We start from the raw sequence: 20,763 nt of genomic DNA, 5'->3' as shown, positions 1-20,763 counted from the left end.
GACACCTTCGGGCAGTATCGTGTGCCGATGATCACCGTCCGAACGAAAATCTGCGGTATCCGTAGCGAGTCCGATCTCCGGGCCGTCGTCGCAGCCGATGCGGACGCGGCCGGATTCATTTCAGGCACGACGCATTTCAGCGAAGACGAACTCGACCCGGAATCTGCCCACCGATTGTCCCGGCTGGTGCCCTCCTCGATGGAACGCGTACTGGTCACCCACCTCACCGACGCGAGCGAGGTCCTGCGCCTCGCCGATCGGATCGGCGTCGACTGCATCCAGTTGCACGGCCTGATCTCACACGACACCGCGCGCGCGGTCCGGCGCGGCGCGGGCGGTCGGCGGGTGATCCGCGCGGTCCACGTCACCGGGCCGGAGGCGATCGGCGCCGCCGAGCGAGCGGCGCCGGATTGCGATGGGCTCGTGCTGGATTCGCGATCCACCGACCGGCTGGGCGGCACCGGACGCACCCACGACTGGTCGATCAGCGCACGCATCGTCGAACTGTTCGACGACCCGGCCTTTCCGGTCATGCTCGCCGGCGGACTCAACCCGCACAACGTCCCCGCGGCCATCGACGCGGTCCGGCCGTCCTGGGTCGATGTCAATTCCGGCGTCGACGACGGCCGGGGTGACAAGGACCCCGCGAACTGCACCGAATTCGTCAGGGCGGCACGCGATGTCGCGGCGCCGATCGCTGCTCTAGCCCGGCCGCGATCAGAATGAGCAGTCCCGCGGCGGCGGTCGCCGCCGTGGGCAGACTGTGGGTGGCCACCGCTCCCACCAGGGTGGCCACCACGGCCTCGTTCAGCCCTATGACGCTGGCCGTGGCCGCGCTCAGTTGCCGCAGGGCCTGCCAGTAGAGCGCGAATCCGGGGCCGAGGAGGGTGGCGCCCACCGCGGCCAGCTCGACCGCCACCCGCCCCGACGGGGGATCCAGCAGCAGCAGCGGACTGCTCGCGATACCGCCGAACAGCAGCTGCAACGCCGCCGAGGTGATCGTGTGGTCCGGACCCGAGTGCCGGGCGATCACACTGACCAGCATTGCGACACAGGCCGCACTGCCCAGCGCCAGAACGCATCCGGTCACCGCGGCGATCTGCGGGTCGCCGCCCGGGTGCGGCCAGGCGACCAGCCCGATCGCCGCCGCGACCAGGAGCAGTTCGAGCAGTACCGGCGGCGTCGGCGCGCGCCGGCCACGGACCAGTGCGGCGGCGATGATCAGCATCGGCGCGGTGAGGTGCAGGGCGACCACCACCGGCAGTGGGCCGATCCGCAGCGCCGCCACGTACAGGGCCAGATTCGTGGCCTCCAGCCCGCCCAGCCGGAAGTACAACGCCGGACGGGCGGTCAGCGTCGTCCACGGGTGCTGACCGCGCAGCCGCGCCGACACCAGCAGCGGCACCGCGCCGCCGAGCGCCACCAGGCCTGCGGTGGTGGGCGCGGCCAGCGTCGCCAGCAGGGCGCTGGAGGTACCCCACAGGCAGGTCACCGCGACCATGCGCAGGAGCGGGCCGCTCATCGGCTCAGGCGAGCAGATAAGTGACCACCGGCATGACCAGCGCGGTGAACGCGGCGAATACCGCGCTCGCCACCCGCCGCTTGGGTAGTCGCGGAAAGCGCGTCGCCAGACCGCAATACGTGCCCACCGCGACGAGTACCGTCCCCCACACCACCAGCGCGCGGCTGCCGACCGTGCCGAATACGGTGTCGAAACTCACCGCCAACGCGAACACCGTCGCCCCGGCGGACGCCGCGAGTACCAGCAACGCTTGTCCGGCAGTCGAATTCATCAGCAGGCGATGGCCGCCCAGGGTGGCGATCGCCTGCGGATCGGTGCGATGGGCACCGTCGACCCGGCAGATCTCGTCGTACACCTTCGCCGGATTCACCCGCTCGTTGATCGCCGGCCGCACCTGCAGCAGTGCCTCCAGCGCCTGCGTGGTGGCATAGGAGGTGACCGGTCCCTCGTCCGAGATGCGGAAACCGCCCCGGTAGATGGCCAGGGCGTCCATCTCCTGCATATCCAGCAGCGCGACGATCGCCGCGCGCACGGCCGGGTCGAAGATGGTGCGGCTGTCGGCCGCGATCACCGCCCCGACCGCCAGGTGCAGGGTGAGGTGGCGCCAGGTGTCGACGAGATCGTCACGGCGGAAGATCTCGGTCTCGATATCCCACTCGCCCCGGCGCAGTCCGGTCAGCAGTCGCTTGACCGCCAGCTCGCATGCGCGTTCCGCGCGTTTGTCACCGATACGGACGATCTCCGGCCGGGCGAGCACGGCGGCTATGTGGGCCGCCGCGTACATCGGCAACGTCCGCGGCTCCTGATACGTCGACGACACCAGATAGGCGATGCCCCGCGAGATGGCTTGGTGGCGTTCGCCGTCGAAGGCCCCGCCGCCGATCAGCGCCTCGACCGCGGCAGTCGTCGCGGTGATCGACACCGGACCGAGGAAACCCGACATGCGCCAGCCGCCGGTTTCGGAATCCTGCTGGTCCAGCAGATTTCGCACGGCCCCGGCCAGATCGGGGTCGGTCTCCGCGATTCCGAGACAACGCAGGGCGCGGATCCGCCACGCGACGTCGATCGGGGTGCGGAAGTACCATTCGTCGCCGATCGGCCGTTGCACGACCGTTGCCCGCACCAGCATGGCAACTTTTGCGGCACGCGGGATTTCGCACCCCGCGCGATGCAGGATGCAGACCACCTCGGCGGTGTTCTGCGGATTGGGCGGGACATCGGGGATCCACCCCCACCCCGCACCCCCGTCGAGATGCGGTAACTGGCTGCCGCGCAGCCATTCCACTGCCATCCGGATACGCTCGTCGATGTTCGACACGGCCCTCCGCCCCCTTGATACGAAGCCCCGGAATTTTTCGATGGGGCTGATAACCGCCAAGTTACTCGGATGGTCCGACAAGCAGCGGCGCCGGACAACGCCCGAATTGCCTGGTAGCGGGCATATTTCGGTTGAATATCGAGGCGTGATACCGCTGGCGCTGCAGCCGGGGCCACGAAATTCCCTGGCCGCGAATATGATTCACGACGGCCGGGCACGGGTTTCGGAAGCCGCGGATACGCCTGTTATCTCCTGGCGGCCATCCCGTGGCCGGAACGCGGCCACCCCGACTCGGAATTGCAATCCACGACGCGCCGGTACCGTAGGCGACACACCGTCGGCACACAATCCCGTGACAGAGCTCGCCTTCCACCCCCGGCCGACCCGTACCGGAGTATGAGAGCCGAACAGTACGCTCGGGGGACGCCCGACGGGCATCGCCGCTCCTACCTTCGCGTCATGACCACGATCACCTCCCCCGTCCGCCGATGGCACCGGCCGCTGTTGTGCACCTCTGCGGCGATGGCGGCACTCGCACTGTGCTGCCTGTGCGCCATGCCGTTCGACGATCGCCGCATCCTCGGTGAGTCGGTGTGGCTCAAACCCGGCAAGTTCGGGATCGCGTTCTGCCTGTACACGCTGACCTTGGCGTGGCTGCTGTCGGTGCCGCATCGCGGTGCGCGCGTGACCTGGTGGGCGGGAACCGTTTTCGCCGTCACCGGCGTCGTGGATGTGGGTTTCATCGTGGTGCAGGCGGCTCGCGGCACCTTCAGCCACTTCGACACCGAAACCGATGCGGTCAATTCGATCGGCCAGATGGTGTTCGCCTCCGGCGTCCCGGGCCTGTTCCTGGCGAATCTCGTCGTCGCGGTGATCCTGTGCCGGCAGCGCGTCCTCGACCGCCCCACCACCCGGGCCGTGCACTCCGGGCTCGCCATCGCGGTCGCCGGGATGGCGCTCGGATATCTGATGGGCTTCACCGGTGAGCAGACCGTGCGTGACGCGCAGGGCCGTCCGGTGCGGCTGGCGGCCGGACATACGGTGACCGATACCGCCCTGCCGGTACGCGACGGCGTCGGCGATATGCCGATCACGCATTGGAGCACGATCGGCGGCGATCTGCGGATTCCGCATTTCGCGGGACTGCACGGCATCCAGTTCCTGCTCGCGGCGGTCGCGATCACGGCGTGGCTCGCGCGCCGGCGGCCCTGGCTCGACGATCGGGTGCGCGCCCGTTTGATCGGCGTGCTGGGCCTGGGTTACGGCGGGCTGGTGGCGCTGCTGTTGTGGCAGGCGCTGCGGGCGGTGCCGTTGATCCATCCCGATCGCCCCACCGTGCTCGCATTTTTCGCGCTCGGCATGGTGACACTGGGCGCGGCCGCGGCCGTATTACGGCACGGTCGGCACAGCCGCGTGCGGCACGATCAGCGCAGCCGTTCGGCGTCCTTGGCGAGGGCGACCAGGTTGGCGGTCAATTCGGCCAGCTCCGAGGAATCGGCGCCCTCGGCGACGGCGGTGGCGACATCCTCGGCCGCGCACCGGGCGGCGAACCAGCGGTCGGCGAGATCGGCGGCCTCCTGAGCGCTCAGCACCACCGAATCCTCCGGTATGCCGGTCCCCTCCAGACCCTTGCGATGTTCGTAGGCGCGCTGGCGGCAGGATTGCCGGCAATACCGGCGGCGGCGGCCGATCTCGGTATCGGCGATTTCCCGGCCGCACCACAGGCACGACGACAGCACACGGCGCGACATGACCCGACACCTTAGCCGCCCGCCCGCCACCCGCGCCGGGGCCTCGCCGGAACCGGCGAATCACCGCTACCGGCCGGGCCGACAGCGGCCAGGCTCGGCCGAGACCGTAAAATGCACCGGTTGACCGTCGCGGGAACCGATCGGGCCGCCGGCGCGTTGATAGTCCAGTAGAACGTTGCCGACAGGCCAGAGAGGACCGCACACCATGGCAGATCGCGTACTCCGAGGTAGCCGGCTCGGAGCGGTGAGCTACGAGACGGACCGCGACCACGACCTGGCACCACGTCGAGTGGCGCGGTACCGGACCGACAACGGTGAGGAATTCGACGTCCCGTTCGCCGACGACGCCGAAATCCCGCCGACCTGGCTGTGCCGTAACGGTCAGGAGGGCATCCTGATCGAAGGCACCACCCAGGAACCCAAGAAGGTCAAGCCCCCGCGCACCCACTGGGACATGCTGCTGGAACGCCGCTCCAAGGAGGAGCTCGAGGAGCTGCTGCAGGAGCGCCTCGACCTGCTCAAGACCCGGCGCGGCCGGTAGATCGAGAAACAGCGAAAGTCCCCCCGCACTCGAGGTGCGGGGGGACTTTCTGCTGTCGGGACTGTCTAGTGGCTGGCCACCTTGCGGTACTGCAGCAACGCCAGCGGCACCGCCACGGCCAGAATCGCCACCGAACACGCCACCGCGTACTCCACGCAGTGGTCGACCGGCCAGCCGTGCGGGGCGGCGAAGGTCGGCGGTGAGCTGTTGGCGAACAGTTTCCGGCCGGATGCCGACACCGCGGTGATCGGATTCCATTCCGCGATCGAACGCAGCGGGCCCGGCAGCGTCTCGGCGGAGATGAAGGCCGAGGAGATGAACGTGACCGGGAACAGCCAGATCAGCCCGGCGCTCTGGGCGACCTCGACATTCGGCGCGATCAGCCCGGTCAGCGCGCCCACCCACGACATCGCGAACGCGAACAGCAGGATGATCGCGAACCCCAGCGCCGCATCGGCCACCGAGCCGTTGATCCGCCATCCGACCAGATAACCGCAGGCCACCATGACGGCCAGCGCCACCACGTTGACCACCGTGTCGGACAGGGTGCGCCCCATCAGCACCGCCATCCGCGACATCGGGAGCGTGCGCATCCGGTCGATGATGCCCTTCTGCAGGTCGTTGGCCAGGCCCACGGTGGTGAACGCGGCGTTGAAGGCGACCGTCTGGGTGAAGATGCCGGCCAGCAGGAATTCGCGGTACTGGCCGCCGCCCAGCGACGCCCCGAAGATGTAGGCGAACAGGAACACGAACATCAACGGCTGGACCGTCGCGGTCACCAGCAGCGTCGGCACCCGCAGGATGGTGAGCAGATTGCGGTAGGCGATGATCGCGCTGTCGCGGAAGACCCGGACCGGCGCCGCGATCGTATGGACGTCACTGTCGATGTCGGGCCGCGTCACCGCCGCGTCTGTCTGCGTGGGCTCTGCCGCCGTCTCCGATTCGGCGACCGCCGCTTCGACGGTACTCACGACATGATCTCCTCTGCTACGTCTTCGGTTTCGGATTCTTCGATCGGCTCGGCGGGCGTACCGGTCAGCGACAGGAACACATCGTCGAGACTCGGCCGGGTCACCTCCGCGTCCACGACGCACACCCCCGCGTCGTCGAGCCGGCGCAGTGCCTCGACCATGGTGCGGGTGCCGTCGCCGACCACGATCGAGACGTGATCGGCGCCCGGTTCGTGGATCGGCTCCCCGAGCCCGACCTCGCTCAGCACGGACTTCGCCGGGCCGGGGTCCTGTCCCTCGGCGAGGGTGACGGTGAGCCGGTCGCCGCCGATCGAAGTCTTCAATTCGTCGGCGGAGCCGCGGGCGATCACCTTGCCCTTGTCGATCACGGTGATCCGGTCGGCCAGCTGATCGGCCTCCTCCAGATACTGGGTGGTCAGCAGCACGGTGGTGCCGTCGTCGACCAGATCGCCGATGACCTTCCACATATCGAGTCGCCCGCGCGGGTCCAGACCGGTGGTCGGCTCGTCGAGTACCACCACCGTGGGCCGCGCCACCAGCGCACCGGCGAGGTCCAGGCGGCGGGCCATACCGCCGGAGTAGGTGCCCGCACGCCGGCCGGCCGCGTGTTCCAGTCCCAGCGCCGAGAGCAGTTCGGTCGCGCGCTCGGCGGACTTCTTGTGGTCCATGCCGTACAGCCGGGCCACCATCCGCAGGTTCTCGAATCCGGACAGGTTCTCGTCGACCGCGGCGTACTGCCCCGACAGCCCGATCCGGGTGCGCACCTGCGCCGGATGATGCACCACGTCGACCCCGGCGACCCGGACGTTGCCGGAGGTCGGTTTCAACAGGGTGGTGACGATCCGGACCGTCGTCGTCTTCCCGGCGCCGTTGGGACCCAGCAGACCCATCACGGTCCCCGAGGGGATCTCCAGATCGATGCCGTCGAGCACCCGGGCCTTACCGTAGGTCTTGACCAGATCGGTGACTTCCACTGCCAAACTCACAGCGTCTCCTCCGTGTCGCCGCCGGCGGCGGCCTCGAGTTGTTGCCGCAGCACCGGGCCGATGACGGCCAGCGCTTCCGGCGTCGTCATGCCGGAATGCCGGCAGCGCAGTTTGCGGTCGGAGATCACACCCGTCACGAACGGCTCCCACGCCGCGGCGCAGCGTTGCGGGTCGGCGAGGTTGATCTCGTCGTCGGCGGCGGTGAAGAACAGCAGATCACCGTCGAAGACCCGCGGCCGGAATCCGTTCGCCTGCACCGTGCCGTTGGCGTATCCGGTGTAGAGCCGCTGCAGATGGTCCATCGTCAGCGCCGCGAACGGGCCGGGCCGGTTGCGCAGCAGCTCGGCCGCCTCGTCCAGGGTCAGACCCGGATCCACGCCGTGGTCGCCACCGAGCAGATCGCTGCCGAATTCGCCGATGATGTCGGCCACGCCCGGCATCGCCTGGTCGAGCCAGCGATCGCCGAGCTGGTAGCTGTCCATCATCGCCAGCAGCGCCACCTGCTGGCCCGCGTCCTGCAGCTGGACCGCGATCTCGTGCGCGATCAGACCACCCAGCGACCAGCCGAGCAGATGGTACGGCCCCTCCGGCTGCACCGAACGCATATGCGCGACATAATCTTTCGCGGCCGCCCGGATGGAGTCGTGCTCCTGCGCACCGGTGATGTGCGGGGCCTGCAGCCCGTAGACCGGGCGGTCGCCGGGCAGATGCGCCAGCAGGCCCGCGTAGCACCACGACAGCCCGATCGCCGGATGCACGCAGAACAGCGGCTCCACCATCGACTCGCTCACGGGCCGGATCGGCAACAGCGGCTGCATCGCGACCGCCAGCACATCCTCACCGGAGGCCGCCAGCTGCCGGGCGATACCGGCCGGGGTGGACTCGGCGAACATCAGCTGCACCGGCATCTCGATTCCGGCCGAACGCAACTGGGCCACCACCTTCGTCGCGAGCAGCGAGTTGCCGCCCAGATCGAAGAACCCGTCGTCGGCGCCGACCTTCTCGACCCCCAGCACCTCGGCGAAGGCGGCGCAGACGGCCGTCTCCAGCGGGCCCGACGGCGCGCGGTAGCCGTGTTCGGCGGCGAAGACCGGTTCGGGAAGCGCTTTGCGATCCAGCTTGCCGACCGGGCTCAACGGCACCGACTCCAGCAGCATGATCGATTGCGGCACCATATAACTCGGCACCAGACCGGCCACATGGGTGCGCAGCTGCGCCGCCGTCGGATTCGTGCCGGCGCGCGCTTTCACATACGAGACCAGCGCGGTGGCGCCCGCGGCGGTGCGGTGACCGATCGTGGTGGCCCATTCGACCTGGTCGTGGCGGTGCAGCGCGGCGTCGATCTCGCCGAGTTCGATCCGGAAACCGCGAATCTTGACCTGGTGGTCGGTGCGGCCCACGTATTCGACCTCGGCGCGGCCGCCGCGCTGCACCCAGCGCACCAGGTCGCCTGTGCGGTACATGCGTTCGCCCGGTTTGCCGAACGGGTTGGCCACGAACCGCTGGGCGCTGAGCCCGGTGCGGTGGTGGTACCCACGCGCCAGCGCCGGACCCGACAGGTACAGTTCGCCGACCACGCCGGCCGGGGTCGGATGCAGCCGCGAATCCAGCACCACCGCGTGCACGCCGCGGATCGGTTCGCCGATGGTGATCGGCGCACCCGGTGCGATCGGCGGGGCCATCAGGGTGACGATGGTCGTCTCGGTCGGTCCGTACACGTTGTGCAGGTTCCGGCCGGGCGCCCAGCGCGCCACCAGCTCCGGCGGCAGCGCCTCGCCGCCGACGAGCACGTGCCGGAACGAGTCGAGGCCGGTCGGATCCACCGTGCCGAGCGCGGCGGTGGTGATGAACGCGTGGGTGATGTCCTCCTCGGCCAGCAACCGCGCCAGATCCGGACCGCCGTACACCCCGGTGGGCGCGATGACCAGCGTCGCCGCCCCGCCCAGCGCGAACAGCAGATCCAGCATGGCGGCGTCGAAGCTCGGGGTGGCGAAGTGCAGCACCCGGCTGTCGGGTCGCACGTCGAACCGTTCGGCGGTTTCGGCGGCGAAATTCGACAGACCGCCGTGGGTGACCACCACACCCTTCGGGGTGCCGGTCGAGCCGGAGGTGTAGATGACGTAGGCCGGGTTCTCGATGCGCAACCGGCCCCGCCGCTCGTGTGGCGCGATCGGCGCATCGGAGGCGCGCAGCACACGCTCCTGCAGAGCCGGCGCGTCCAGGACCGCCCATTCGGCGCCCGCGGGCATCCGATCGCGGTGGGCGGCGAGCGTAATGCCCAGGCTGGCACCGGAATCGGTGAGCATGTGGGCGATGCGGTGTTCGGGGTAGTTCGGGTCGACCGGCACGAACGCCGCACCCGCCTTGGCCACCGCCAGGGTCACCGCCACCGATTCCATCGACCGCGGAATACCCAGGGCCACCAGCGTTTCCGGTCCGGCACCGAGCGAGATCAGCACCCGGGCCAGCCGGTTGGTCCACCGGTCGAGCGCACCGTAGCTGATCTCGGCGTCTTCGGTGCGCAGGGCGATCGCCCGCGGATCGACGGCCACCGCGGCGGCGAAGACCTCGGGCAGCGTTCCCGGCCGCCCGGCGAGCGCACCCCGCACCGGCGCCAGCGTCGTCCATTCGGTGGGGTCGAGCAGTTCCAGATCACCCACCGGCAGTTCGGGATTCGTGGCCGCGGCCCGCAGCAACCGGGCGAAACGCGCGCCGAGGCGGGCGGCGGTCGTGTCGTCGAACAGGTCGCGGGCGAAATTCACCGAGACCGTGATCCCGGCCGGTTCCCGCTGTTCGGTCCACGATTCGGTGAGGGTGAACTGCAGATCGAATTTCGCGATCCCCGGATCGGCGTCGCACGCCTCGATCGTCAGCTCCGGCAGTTCCAGGCTGCGTACCGGCTGATTCCGCACCGAGAGCATCACCTGGAACATCGGGTGATGCGCCTGCGAGCGCGCCGGATTGAGCACCTCGACCAGCCGCTCGAACGGCACGTCCGCATGCGCGAAGGCCTCGAGGTCGGTGTCGCGCACGGCGCGGAGCAGATCGGCGAAGGTCTGCGCGCCGCTCACCGGCGTGCGCAGCACCAGGGTGCCGACGAACATGCCGACCATCGGATCGAGGGCCTGCTGTCCGCGTCCGGCGATCGGCGTGCCGACGGTGATGTCGTGTTCGGTGCTGATCCGGTGCAGCAGCGAGGCCAGCGCGGCGTGCAGGACCATGAACATCGTGACACCGTGGCGGGCGGCGACGACCTGCAGTTCGCGGTGGGTGACGGCGTCGAGGACGCAATCCACCGTGCCGCCGCGGTAGCTCGGCGTCGCCGGGCGGCGCCGGTCGGTGGGCAGCGGCAACAGTTCGGGAAGACCGTCCAGCGCCTCGTGCCAGTAGTCGAGCTGGCGGCTGATCGGCGATTCCGGATCGTCCTCCGCGCCCAGCGTGTCCTGCAGCCACAGCGTGTAATCGGCGTACTGGACGGGCAGCTCGTCCCATTCCGGCGCCGAGCCGGCCGCATACGACCGGTACGCACCCGCGATATCGGCGGCCAGCGGTTCCAGCGACCAGCCGTCCATGGCGATGTGGTGGACGACAAGGACCAGGACGTGATCGTCGGCGGCGATGCGCAGCAGCTGCGCCCGCAGCGGTGCGGTCGACGCGAGGTCGAATCCGGCAGCCGCGAAAGTCCTTACGGTGCCGGCGATTTCGCCCTCGTCGACGTCGACGACCGGCAGTGCCACCGCGGCCTCGCCGGGTGCGAGCACCCGCTGGTACGGCTCGCCCTCGACTTCCGGGAAGACCGTGCGCAACGTTTCGTGCCGCCGCTGCACCGCGTGCAGCGCCGCGCGCAACGCCGCCACGTCCAGCGCACCACGCATCCGCAGGGCGACCGGCACGTTGTAGACACCGGACAGATCCTCGGCCGAGGAGGCGTTGAACCGGTTGAGGAACCACAGCCGCCGCTGCGCCGCCGAGAGCGGCACCCGGGCCGGGCGCTCACGCCGGGTCAGGGCGGGGCCGTGGTCGCCCTCGCCCGTGCCGCCGTCGAGCAGGGCGGCGAGTTCGGCCACGGTCGGGGCGCCGAAGACCGACCGCACCTGCACCCGCACCCCGGTCGCGTCGCTCAGCCGGGCCACCAATTGCGTTGCCAGCAGCGAGTTTCCGCCGATCTCGAAGAAATTGTCGTCCGCGCCGACGGATTCTGCGCCGATCAACTCGGCCATCACCTGCGCGACCAGGCGTTCGGTGTCGGTGCCCGGTTCCCGCGCCGCGGTGGTGATCTGCTGCGGTTCCGGCAGCGCGTCGCGGTCGAGTTTGCCGACCGGGGTCAGCGGAATCCGGTCCAGCACGGTGACGCTGCCGGGCACCATATGCGCCGGCAGGTGCGCGGCCACATGGGTCCGCAGCGCCTCGACGTCGATGTCGGCGCCGGGTTCGGCGGGCTGGACGTAGGACACGATCCGCGGTGTGCCGGCGATCTCGCGCACCTCGGTGTGGGCGAACCGCAGCGCCGGGTGCGCGGCCAGCACCTCGGTGATCTCACCGAGTTCGATGCGGAAACCGCGCAGCTTCACCTGGTGGTCGCTGCGGCCGAGGTAGACGATCGCGCCGTCGGCGCGCCAGCGCACCACATCGCCGGTGCGGTACATGCGCGCGCCGTCGGGCCCGTACGGGTCGGCGACGAACCGCGCCGCGCTGAGATCGGGACGGTCGAAGTAGCCGCGCGCGACGGACTGGCCGCCGAGATACAACTCGCCCGGTACGCCGATCGGGACGGGCCGCAGCCGCTCGTCGAGTACCACCGCGTGCACCCCGCGCACCAGCGAGCCGATGGTCACCTGGTCACCGACCGCGATCGGGTCGGAAATCGTGACCACGATGGTCGTCTCGGTCGGGCCGTATCCGTTGAACAGCATCCGGCCCGGCGCCCAGCGCGCGATCAGATCGGTGCCGACCGCCTCGCCGCCGACCATGATCGCGCGCAGGTGCGGCAGCGGCCAGCGCCGATGGTCGATGGTGGCCAGCGCGGCCGGGGTCATGAAGGTGTGGCTGATGCATTCGCGATCCATCAGGGCGGCCAGCTCGTCGCCGCCGTAGATGTCGGGCGGGCAGATCACCATGATGGCGCCGGCGCCGATCGCCAGCAGCAGATCCAGCACGGCCGCATCGAAACTCGGGCTCGCGAAATGCAGGGTGCGGGCGTCGCGGTCGATGCGCATCCGCTCACGGATCTCGTCGGCGAAATTGGACAGCCCGGCATGCGTGACGGCCACGCCCTTCGGCTTTCCGGTCGAACCGGAGGTGTAGATCAGGTAGGCCAGGTCGGTCGTCCACACCGTGCGCCGCCGTTCGGCGTCGGTGATCGTGCGCTCGTCGTGCGCGTCCAGCTCGGCGCGCAGCGTCGCGTCGTCGAGCAGCAGCCACTCGGTGCCCGGCGCCGAGCCGTTGCCCTCGATGGCGCGGCGCAGCCGCTCCTGGTGGGCGGTCACGGAAATGCCGAGCGCACATCCGGAGTCGGTGAGCATGTGCCGCACGCGGTCGGCCGGATAGTTCGGATCGACGGGGACGAACGCCGCACCGGCTTTGGTGACGGCCAGGGCGGCGGCCACCGATTCGATCGACCGGGTCAGCCCGACGGCCACCCGGTCGCCGCTGCCGACGCCGCGCGCGATCAGGGCGCGGGCGATCCGATTCGAGCAGCGCTCCAGCTCGGCGTAGCTGAGCTCGTGGTCGCCGCTGCGGATCGCGGTGCGGTGCGGATGCAGGTGCGCGGTGGCGGTGAAGTAGTTCGCCAGGCTGCACTGCGGGGTGGCGGCCGGGCCACGGCGCGGGGTGAAGTGCGTGCGTTCGATGTCGGTACGCGCATCGATGTCGCGCACCCGGACGTGGGCGTCGGCGCTGACCGAATCCAGCACCAGCAGCAGCCGCTCGGCCAGCGTGCAGACCGTGTCCTCGTCGAAAAGCTCTGCGGCATAGACCATTTCGAGGTCACCGGCATCGGCGGGCACCCGCAGTTCCAGATCGAACTTGGCCACCGCGATGTCGAGTTCCTGGGCCCGCAACCGCAGCCCGGGCAGTTCGAGGGCCGGTGGTGTGGTGTCCTGCACGATGAGCGCGACCTGCAGCAGCGGCCGCACTCCGCCGTTGTCGCGGCCGAGTTCCTCGACGATGCGCTCGAACGGCAGTTCCGCATGCGACATGGCGGCGAGTTCACCGTCGCGGTCGGCGCGCAGCTGATCGGCGAAGGTCTGGTCGGGATCGACGTCCGAGCGCAGCATCAGGGTGTTGACGAACATGCCGACCAGGTCGTCGAGGCGGGTGTCGGCACGCCCGGCCACCGGCGTGCCGATGACGATGTCGCGGCCGCCGGTGACGATGCGCAGCACCACCGCCAGCGCTGAGCGCAGCACCATGAACATGCTCACACCCTGTGCGCGGGCCAGGTCGTCGAGCCGCTCGCGCAGTTCTTCCGGCATCCGGATCCGGACGGTGCCCGCACGGTTGGTCGGCTCGGCCGGACGCGGCCGGTCGTAGGGCAGCGGCAGTTCCTCCGGCAGGCCGGCGAGGGTGTCGCGCCAGAACCCCAGCTGCACGGCCGCGGCGCTGGCCGGATCGGAAACGTCACCGAGGCATTCGCGTTGCCACAGGCTGAAATCGGCGTACTGCACCGGCAGCGGCGCCCACGCCGGGGCCGCGCCGTCGCGGCGCGCGGTGTAGGCGACCATCAGATCGGTGGTGAGCGGTCCCAGCGACCAGCCGTCCGCGGCGATGTGGTGAACCACGATGCCCAGCTGGTAGGTGCGGATTCCGGTGCGCAGCACCGTCATTCGCAACGGGATCTCGCGGGTGAGGTCGAATCCGCGCTGGGCCAGGCCGCGCAGCGCCAGCTGAGAGCCGCGTTCGTCGGTCACCACGGGTTCCAGCACCGGCAGGCAGCGGTCGGAGCCGAGAACCAGCTGATACGGGCCGGCCTGATCCTCGGGGAAGATCGTGCGCAGCACCTCGTGCCGGTCGACCAGATCGGCCAAGGCGGCGCGCAGTGCGGGCAGATCCGGGTCGCCGTCGATGCGCAACGCGAAAGCGATGTTGTAGGCGCTGGATTCGGGTGCGTAGCGGTTCAGGAACCACATGCGCTGCTGCGGCAACGACAGCGGAATCCGGGCGGGGCGCGGGTCGTACTGTGTCAGCGCCACCCGGTTCGTGCGCGGCGCGTCTTCCAGGTGGGCCGCGACCCCGGCCACGGTGGGCGTTTCGAAGACGGCCCGGACCGGCAGTTCGACACCGAATTCGGCGTGCAGCGCGGCGGTGAGCCGCGTCGCCAGCAGCGAGTTGCCGCCGGCGTCGAAGAAGCTGTCCTCGGCGCCGGGTACGGCATGGCCGAGCACCGTCGCGAAGACCTGCGCGACCCGCTTCTCGAGCTCCGATTCCGGCGCCCGCGTCGGCCCGGCGGAGGTGAAGACGGGCGCGGGCAGCGCCTTGCGGTCGACCTTGCCGGCCGGAGTCACCGGTACCCGGTCCAGCACCGTGATCGCGGCGGGCACCATATAGGCGGGCAGATGGCGGCGCGCGGTCTCGCGCACCTCGGCCGGGTCGACGTCGGCGCCGGCGTCGGCGGCCAGGTACGCGGCCAGCCGGGCGGCCCCGTGCTCACCGGTGTGCACGACGGTCATCGCGAATCGCACACCCGGGTGCGCGCGCAGCACATGGTCGATTTCGCGCAGCTCGATGCGGAAACCGCGAATCTTCACCTGATCGTCCGCGCGACCCAAGAAGCGCAGCACACCGTTCCCGTCGGTCATCACGAGATCACCGGTGCGATACATGCGTTCGCCGCGGCGCCCGTGCGGATTCGCCGGGAACCGGGTCGAGGTCAGCCCGTGGCGGCCGAGGTAGCCGCGGGCCAGGCCGGGGCCGGAGATGTACAACTCCCCCGCGACGCCGGGCGGCACCGGATGCAGCCGGTGGTCCAGGATGAACAGCCGCATCCCGCGCACCGGTTTGCCGATCGGGACGGGGCGGCCCGCGACCATCGGGTCGCTGGCGGTGGCGGCGACGGTCGCCTCGGACGGCCCGTACATGTTGTGCATGCGATGTCCGGCGGTCCAGGTGCGGACCAGATCCTCCGGGCACGCATCACCGCCGACGATCACGGCCTCGAGATCATCGAGGCCGTCCGGCGATACGGTCGCCAACGCGGCCGGGGTGATGAACGCGTGGGTGATCCGCTCGTCGCGCAGCAGCCGCGCGAGTTCGGCGCCGCCGTAGAGTCCGGCCGGGGCGACCACGATCGTTGCGCCCGCGGCGAAACCCAGTAGCAGTTCGAGTACCGAGGCGTCGAAGGAGGGCGAGGAGAAGTGCAGCGTGCGCGCCATATCGTTGACTTTGAACAGATGCATCTGCTCGTGCGCCAGCGAGGCGATACCGCCGTGGGTGACCACGACAGCCTTGGGTTTGCCGGTCGAACCGGAGGTGTAGATCAGATATGCCGGATGCGAAATGCGCAGCGGCAGTAGCCGATCCCGATCGGTGACCGGCGCCGACGAGACCCGCGCCAGGGCATGGGTGAGGACGGGAGAATCCAGCAGCAGCCAGTCGGCGCCCTGTTTGCGGTGCCGGCCACGGTGCATCGGCCGTTCCGGCATGGCGGCGTGGCTGGGGGCGTCGGTCAGGCCGAGCATCGCACCGGAATCGCTGAGCATGTGCTCGATGCGTTCTGCGGGATAGCCGGGGTCGACCGGCACATAGGCCGCGCCGGTCTTGGCGACCGCCCAGATCGCGGTGATCGAGGCCAGGCTGCGCGGCAAGGCGATAGCGACCACCACCTCGGGTCCGGCGCCGTGTTCGATCAGCACCCGGGCCAGCCGGTTGGAGGCCTCGTCGATCTCCCGGTAGGTGGTGTCGCGGCCCCGGTATCGGACCGCGACCAGATCCGGGACCCGCTCCGCGGTTTCGTGCAGCAGCCGCGCCAGGCTCAGCGGCGGCACGCCCGGCGCACCGGCGATCGGCACCAGATTGCCGATCTCGCGGGCGTCGAGGATCGGCAGATCACCGACCGCGGTCTCCGGCGCGACGACCGCGGCGTCGAGCAGCCGGACGAAACGCCGGGCCACGGCCTGCACGGTGGCATGGTCGAAAACGTCGGCGGCGTAACCGAATTCGGCGCTCAGCGGGCCGTCCTCGGCATCGGCGGCATCGCTGTCGTGGACGATCAGTTGGAGATCGAATTTCGCGACACCGACGTCCATCGGCAGCACCCGGGCACTGAGACCGGGCAGGTCGACCCGCAGTTCGGGCGAGTTCTCGTAGGACAGCATCACCTGGAACAGCGGGTGGCGGCCGGCGTCGCGGGACGGGTTGACGACCTCGACCAGCCGCTCGAACGGCACATCGGCATTGGCGAAGGCATCGAGGTCGGTTTCGCGGACGCGATCGAGCATGCGGTCGAATCCGGTGGCCGGGTCGACCTCGGTGCGCAGCACCAGAGTGTTGACGAACATGCCGACCAGATCGTCGAGCGCCGGATCGGAGCGCCCGGCGATCGGGGTGCCGATGGCGATATCGGTGGTGTTGCACAGACGCGAGAGCAGGCTCGCCAACGCCGCGTGCATGATCATGAACGTGCTGACGCCGCGCTCGGCGGCCACGTCGGCGACCGCGCGGCGGGTTTCGGCCGGAATCGTGAATTCGACTCGGCCACCGGCGGTATCGCGCTGCCGCGGGCGCGGGCGATCCAGCGGAAGGTCCAGCTGATCGGGCAGTTCGGCCAGGGCGGTGCGCCAGTAGGCCAGCTGCCGCGCCAGCGCACTGGTGGGATCGGTCTCGTCGCCCAGCAGTTCGCGCTGCCACAGCGCGAAGTCGGCGTACTGCACCGGCAGCGGCGCCCAGTGCGGGGCCTGTCCGGTGGTGCGCGCGGCGACCGCACCCATCAGATCGCGAGCCAGCGGCGCCACCGACCAGCCGTCGCCGCAGATGTGGTGCAGGACGATGAGGAAGACGTGTACGTCGGGTCCGGTGGCGTACAGCGCCACCCGGATCGGCGCCTGACTGCGCAGATCGAAGCCGTATCCGGCGTATTCGGTGGCCAGCGCGAGCGCGTCGGCACCGGTGACGTCGATCGGCTCGAGGTTCAGCGGGATCTCGGCGGGCTCGTGGATCACCTGGGTCGGGCCGGTCGGCGAATCGGGGAAGGTGGTGCGCAGGCTCTCGTGCCGTTCGAGCACGTCGAGCAGTGCGGCGCGCAGCACCTCGACCTCGAGCGGTCCGGTCAGCTCGACGGCCAGCGGCATGTTGTAGGCGCCGGCGTGTTCGGCGAAACGATTGAGGATCCACAGCCGCTGCTGCGCGAGCGAGAGCGGAATGCGTTGCGGCCGTGGGCCGGCCACCAGTTTCGGGGAGGACCGGTCGACGCCGTGCTCACCGATCCGCTCGGCGAGCTGGGCGACCGTCGGCGATTCGAACAGATCCCGGATGGTCAGCCCGGAGCCGAAGGCGGCGTTGATCCGCGCCACGGCCCGTGCGGCGGACAGCGAATTGCCACCGAGGTCGAAGAAGCTGTCCTCGACGCCCAGGCTCTCGCAGCCGAGGACCTCGGTGAACAGGGCGGCGATCTGCCGTTCGGTGGCCGTGCGCGGCTCGACGATGCTGTCGCCGCCGCGGCGCGCGGGCGCCTCCGGTGCGGGCAGCGCCTTGCGGTCGATCTTTCCGTTGGCGCTCAACGGCATTTCGCCGAGTACGACGATCACGGTGGGCACCATGTACCCGGGCAGTACGCCACGGAGGTCGGCGATCATGGCGACGCTGTCGACGGTGTGCCCCGGCGCGGCCACCACATAGCCGACCAGCTCGTCTCCGCCCGGCGTGGTGTGGGCGACGCAGACCGCGCGGGCGATCCGCTCGTCGGCCAGCAGTGCCGCCTCGACCTCGCCGAGTTCGATTCGCTGGCCGCGGATCTTGACCTGGAAGTCACTGCGCCCCAGGTATTCCAGGACCGCGGGCAGCCGGTCCGCGCCGGTCGCCGGGGGGATCGGATCCATCCGCCAGCGCACCAGGTCGCCGGTGCGATACATGCGCTCGCCGGGTGTGAACGGATTGGCGACGAAGCGGTCGGCGGTCAGGGCGGGGCGGCCCAGGTAACCGCGGGCCAGCTGCACGCCGGCCAGATACAGTTCGCCGATCACACCGGGCGCGACCGGTCGCAACGTCTCGTCGAGGACGTAGACCTGGGTGTTCCAGACCGGCGCGCCGATCGGGACGACGTCGTTCTCCGGCGCGCACGCCCAATAGGTGACGTCGACGGCCGCCTCGGTGGGCCCGTACAGATTGTGCAACTGCGCGCCGTCGGCCGATGCCGGGGATCCGGCCCGCCGCGCGCCGGGAACGACGGCGTGGAAATCACGCACGGTCGCCGCGGGCAGCGCCTCACCGCTGCAGAACACCCGGCGCAGTCCGTCGCAGCCGCGCACATCGGTGTCGGTGACGAACACCGACAGCATCGAGGGCACGAAATGGGCGGTGGTCACGCCCTTTTCGGCGATGATCCGCGCGAGATAAGCCGGATCGCGGTGGCCGTCCGGTGCCGCGATCACCAGCCGCGCGCCGATCTGCAACGGCCAGAAGAACTCCCATACCGACACGTCGAAGGTCGCGGGAGTCTTCTGCAGGACGGTGTCGCTGTCGTCGAGCGGATAGCGGTGCTGCATCCACGCCAGGCGGTTCACGATGGCGGCGTGGGTGATGCCGACGCCCTTGGGTTTACCGGTCGAGCCGGAGGTGAAGATCACGTACGCCAGGTGGTCGCGGCGCAGCGGTGCGCGCCGGTCGGCGTCGGTGATCGGCGGTTCGGCGCCGGAATCGGCCGTGCCGAGCTGCTGCACATCGATCACCGCGACGTCGCCGGGCAGGTCGGCCTCGTCCCGGGCCGCGGTCAGTACGCACAGCGGGGCGGCCTGGTCGAGGATGTGCGCGGTGCGCTCGGCCGGATGATCGGGATCGATCGGCAGATAGGCCGCCCCCGCGCGCACGATGGCGTACATCCCGACCACCAGGTCGAGACTGCGCCGCATGGCCAGGCCCACGACCGTGTCGGGTCCGGCGCCGCGGGCGATCAGCATGCGCGCCAGCCGATCCGCGCGCTGTCGTAGCTGTTCGTAAGTCAGTGTGTCGCCGTCGAATTCGAGCGCGATCGCATTCGGCGTGGCCCGTGCCTGCGCCCCGAACCGATCGGCGAGGGTCCCTGGCTGCTCCGGCACGGCGGTCGCGTTCCACTGCCGCAGCACCTCGTCGCGTTCGGCGTCGGTGATCACCGGCACCGCCGCGATCGGCTCGGCCGGATCGGCGGTGAGGAAGCGGTTCAGATAGTCGAGGAACCGCTCATGGTGACGTGTCAGCTCGGCCGCGCCGTAGAGCTGAGGATTGGCCTCGAAATCGACGTGGATGCGCCCGCCCTCGCCGTTGTAGAGGTTGATCGACAGATCCTCGACCGGGCCGGTGGACAGCACGTTCAGCGAGCCGACGAAGCTGCCGAAGTTCAGCTCGCTGTGGAAGAGCATGATGTTGACCATCGGGCCGAAGAAGCCGCGGGCATCGCGCGAATAACCGCAGTCGCGTCTGATGTCGTCGTGGCGGTAACGCTGGTGCCGTAGGGCGCCGGTGATCTGCAGTTCGGTCGCCTTGACGACGTCGGCGACCGTGGTGCCGGCGTCGAAGCGCACCCGGATCGGCACCACGTTCGACACCACGCCGGCCGAGCGGCGCAGCGCGACCGTGGTCCGCGCGGACATCGGCAGGCTCAGCACCACATCGGAGGTGCCGGTCGCCGCGCGCACGTACCCCGCCAGCGCCGCGACCACCAGTGCCGAGTTCTGCGAGTCGAATGTGGCAGCGGCAGTGGCGAGTTCGGCCTCGGTATCGGCGTCGAGCACGGCCGCCGCGATGCGCCGGCCGGGATCCGGGGTGGACGAGGCGATCCCCGACGACGACAGTGTCAGCGGCGCGCCCACCCCCACCAGCTGCTCACGCCAGTACTCCTGATCGGCCCGATAGCGGCTCGACTCCCGGTACTGCGACTCCCCCGCATAGATCTCCGCCAGCGGGGTGGCCCGCGAGACCGAGGGCTCGGTGTGATTCTCCAGCGCGGTGTAGATCTCGGCGGTGCGGGTCAGCGCGTTCATGGCGCCGTAGCCGTCGATGACGATGTGGTGAGCACGGCAGTACCAGATGTAGTCCTGGTCGCCGAGGCGCAGGACGACGTTGATGGTCAGCGGCTCGTGTTCGATCTCGATCGGGCTGCTGGCGTGCTCGTTCATCCATCGCAGCGCCGCCGCGCGCGGATCGGGTTCCTGGCGCAGATCTATCCGAGCCCAGCCGGGCCGATGCGCCGAATCCACCACCTGCTGCGGCACGCCGTCGATCTCCACGACGCGCAACTGGCCCACCTGGGATTCCGTGCCGAACCGCTCGATCGAGTAGAGCAGCCGGCCCACGTCGAGATCACCGTGAATTTCCACGTACTGTGCGATGGTCAGTGGCACATCGGGTCGAATCCGCTGCGCGTACCACAGGGCGGTTTGCGCCGGTGACAGAGCGAAGGGTTGTGCTGAGAATTCGCCGGAAGCACATTGGTCGACACGATCGGTGGCCAATGAACTCATCAATCACTCCGTTCTGCCGCTGTATACG

8 protein-coding genes are annotated in these 20,763 nt (G+C 69.8%); 2 read left to right on the top strand and 6 right to left on the bottom strand.

Translation table 11 applies throughout. The features are described 5' to 3' along the window. Positions 1-27: 27 nt before the first annotated feature. Complete coding sequence (locus tag IRT45_RS13285; protein WP_194806145.1) at positions 28-726, top strand: phosphoribosylanthranilate isomerase; 699 nt, start codon at positions 28-30, stop codon at positions 724-726. Here the strand turns inward: IRT45_RS13285 and IRT45_RS13280 are convergent. The 3 genes from IRT45_RS13280 to IRT45_RS36795 all read right to left on the bottom strand — a co-directional run bounded on the left by IRT45_RS13280 (position 665) and on the right by IRT45_RS36795 (position 4,591). Next, positions 665-1,522 carry a DMT family transporter gene (locus IRT45_RS13280; protein WP_194806144.1) on the bottom strand — a complete coding sequence of 286 codons (858 nt, stop codon included), beginning with the start codon at positions 1,520-1,522 and terminating at the stop codon, positions 665-667. The two genes, IRT45_RS13285 and IRT45_RS13280, sit on opposite strands and share 62 nt — an antisense overlap. A 4-nt stretch (positions 1,523-1,526) precedes the next feature. Next, positions 1,527-2,813: a hypothetical protein gene (locus tag IRT45_RS13275; protein WP_194806143.1), complete on the bottom strand. Its 1,287-nt coding sequence runs from the start codon at positions 2,811-2,813 to the stop codon at positions 1,527-1,529. Positions 2,814-4,264: 1,451 nt separating this feature from the next. Further along, on the bottom strand, positions 4,265-4,591 hold the full coding sequence (locus IRT45_RS36795; RefSeq protein ID WP_228534267.1) for a hypothetical protein: 327 nt from the start codon (positions 4,589-4,591) through the stop codon (positions 4,265-4,267). Positions 4,592-4,796: 205 nt separating this feature from the next. On the opposite strand from IRT45_RS36795, the gene IRT45_RS13265 reads away from it, so the two are divergent. Beyond that, a complete protein-coding gene (locus tag IRT45_RS13265; protein WP_062996890.1) occupies positions 4,797-5,132 on the top strand; it encodes an RNA polymerase-binding protein RbpA in 336 nt (111 codons plus the stop codon). Positions 5,133-5,197: 65 nt separating this feature from the next. On the opposite strand, the gene IRT45_RS13260 is transcribed toward IRT45_RS13265, so the two are convergent. The 3 genes from IRT45_RS13260 to IRT45_RS13250 form a co-directional block, all read right to left on the bottom strand. Beyond that, entirely contained in the window at positions 5,198-5,998 is an 801-nt protein-coding gene (locus tag IRT45_RS13260) for an ABC transporter permease (protein ID WP_194806175.1), read from the bottom strand. Between the two features lie 101 nt (positions 5,999-6,099). Continuing rightward, complete coding sequence (locus IRT45_RS13255; RefSeq protein ID WP_194806141.1) at positions 6,100-7,089, bottom strand: ATP-binding cassette domain-containing protein; 990 nt, start codon at positions 7,087-7,089, stop codon at positions 6,100-6,102. After that, positions 7,086-20,735 (bottom strand): non-ribosomal peptide synthetase, encoded by a 13,650-nt coding sequence (locus IRT45_RS13250; protein WP_194806140.1) that lies wholly within the window; start codon positions 20,733-20,735, stop codon positions 7,086-7,088. Before IRT45_RS13250 ends, IRT45_RS13255 begins: the two co-directional genes overlap by 4 nt. Between the last annotated feature and the right edge of the window lie 28 nt (positions 20,736-20,763).

This window comes from Nocardia sp. BSTN01, assembly GCF_015354405.1.
GTDB lineage: Bacteria > Actinomycetota > Actinomycetes > Mycobacteriales > Mycobacteriaceae > Nocardia.
The sequence above is the reverse complement of the archived record's forward strand: the minus strand, read 5'-3'. Positions and strand labels throughout refer to the sequence as shown.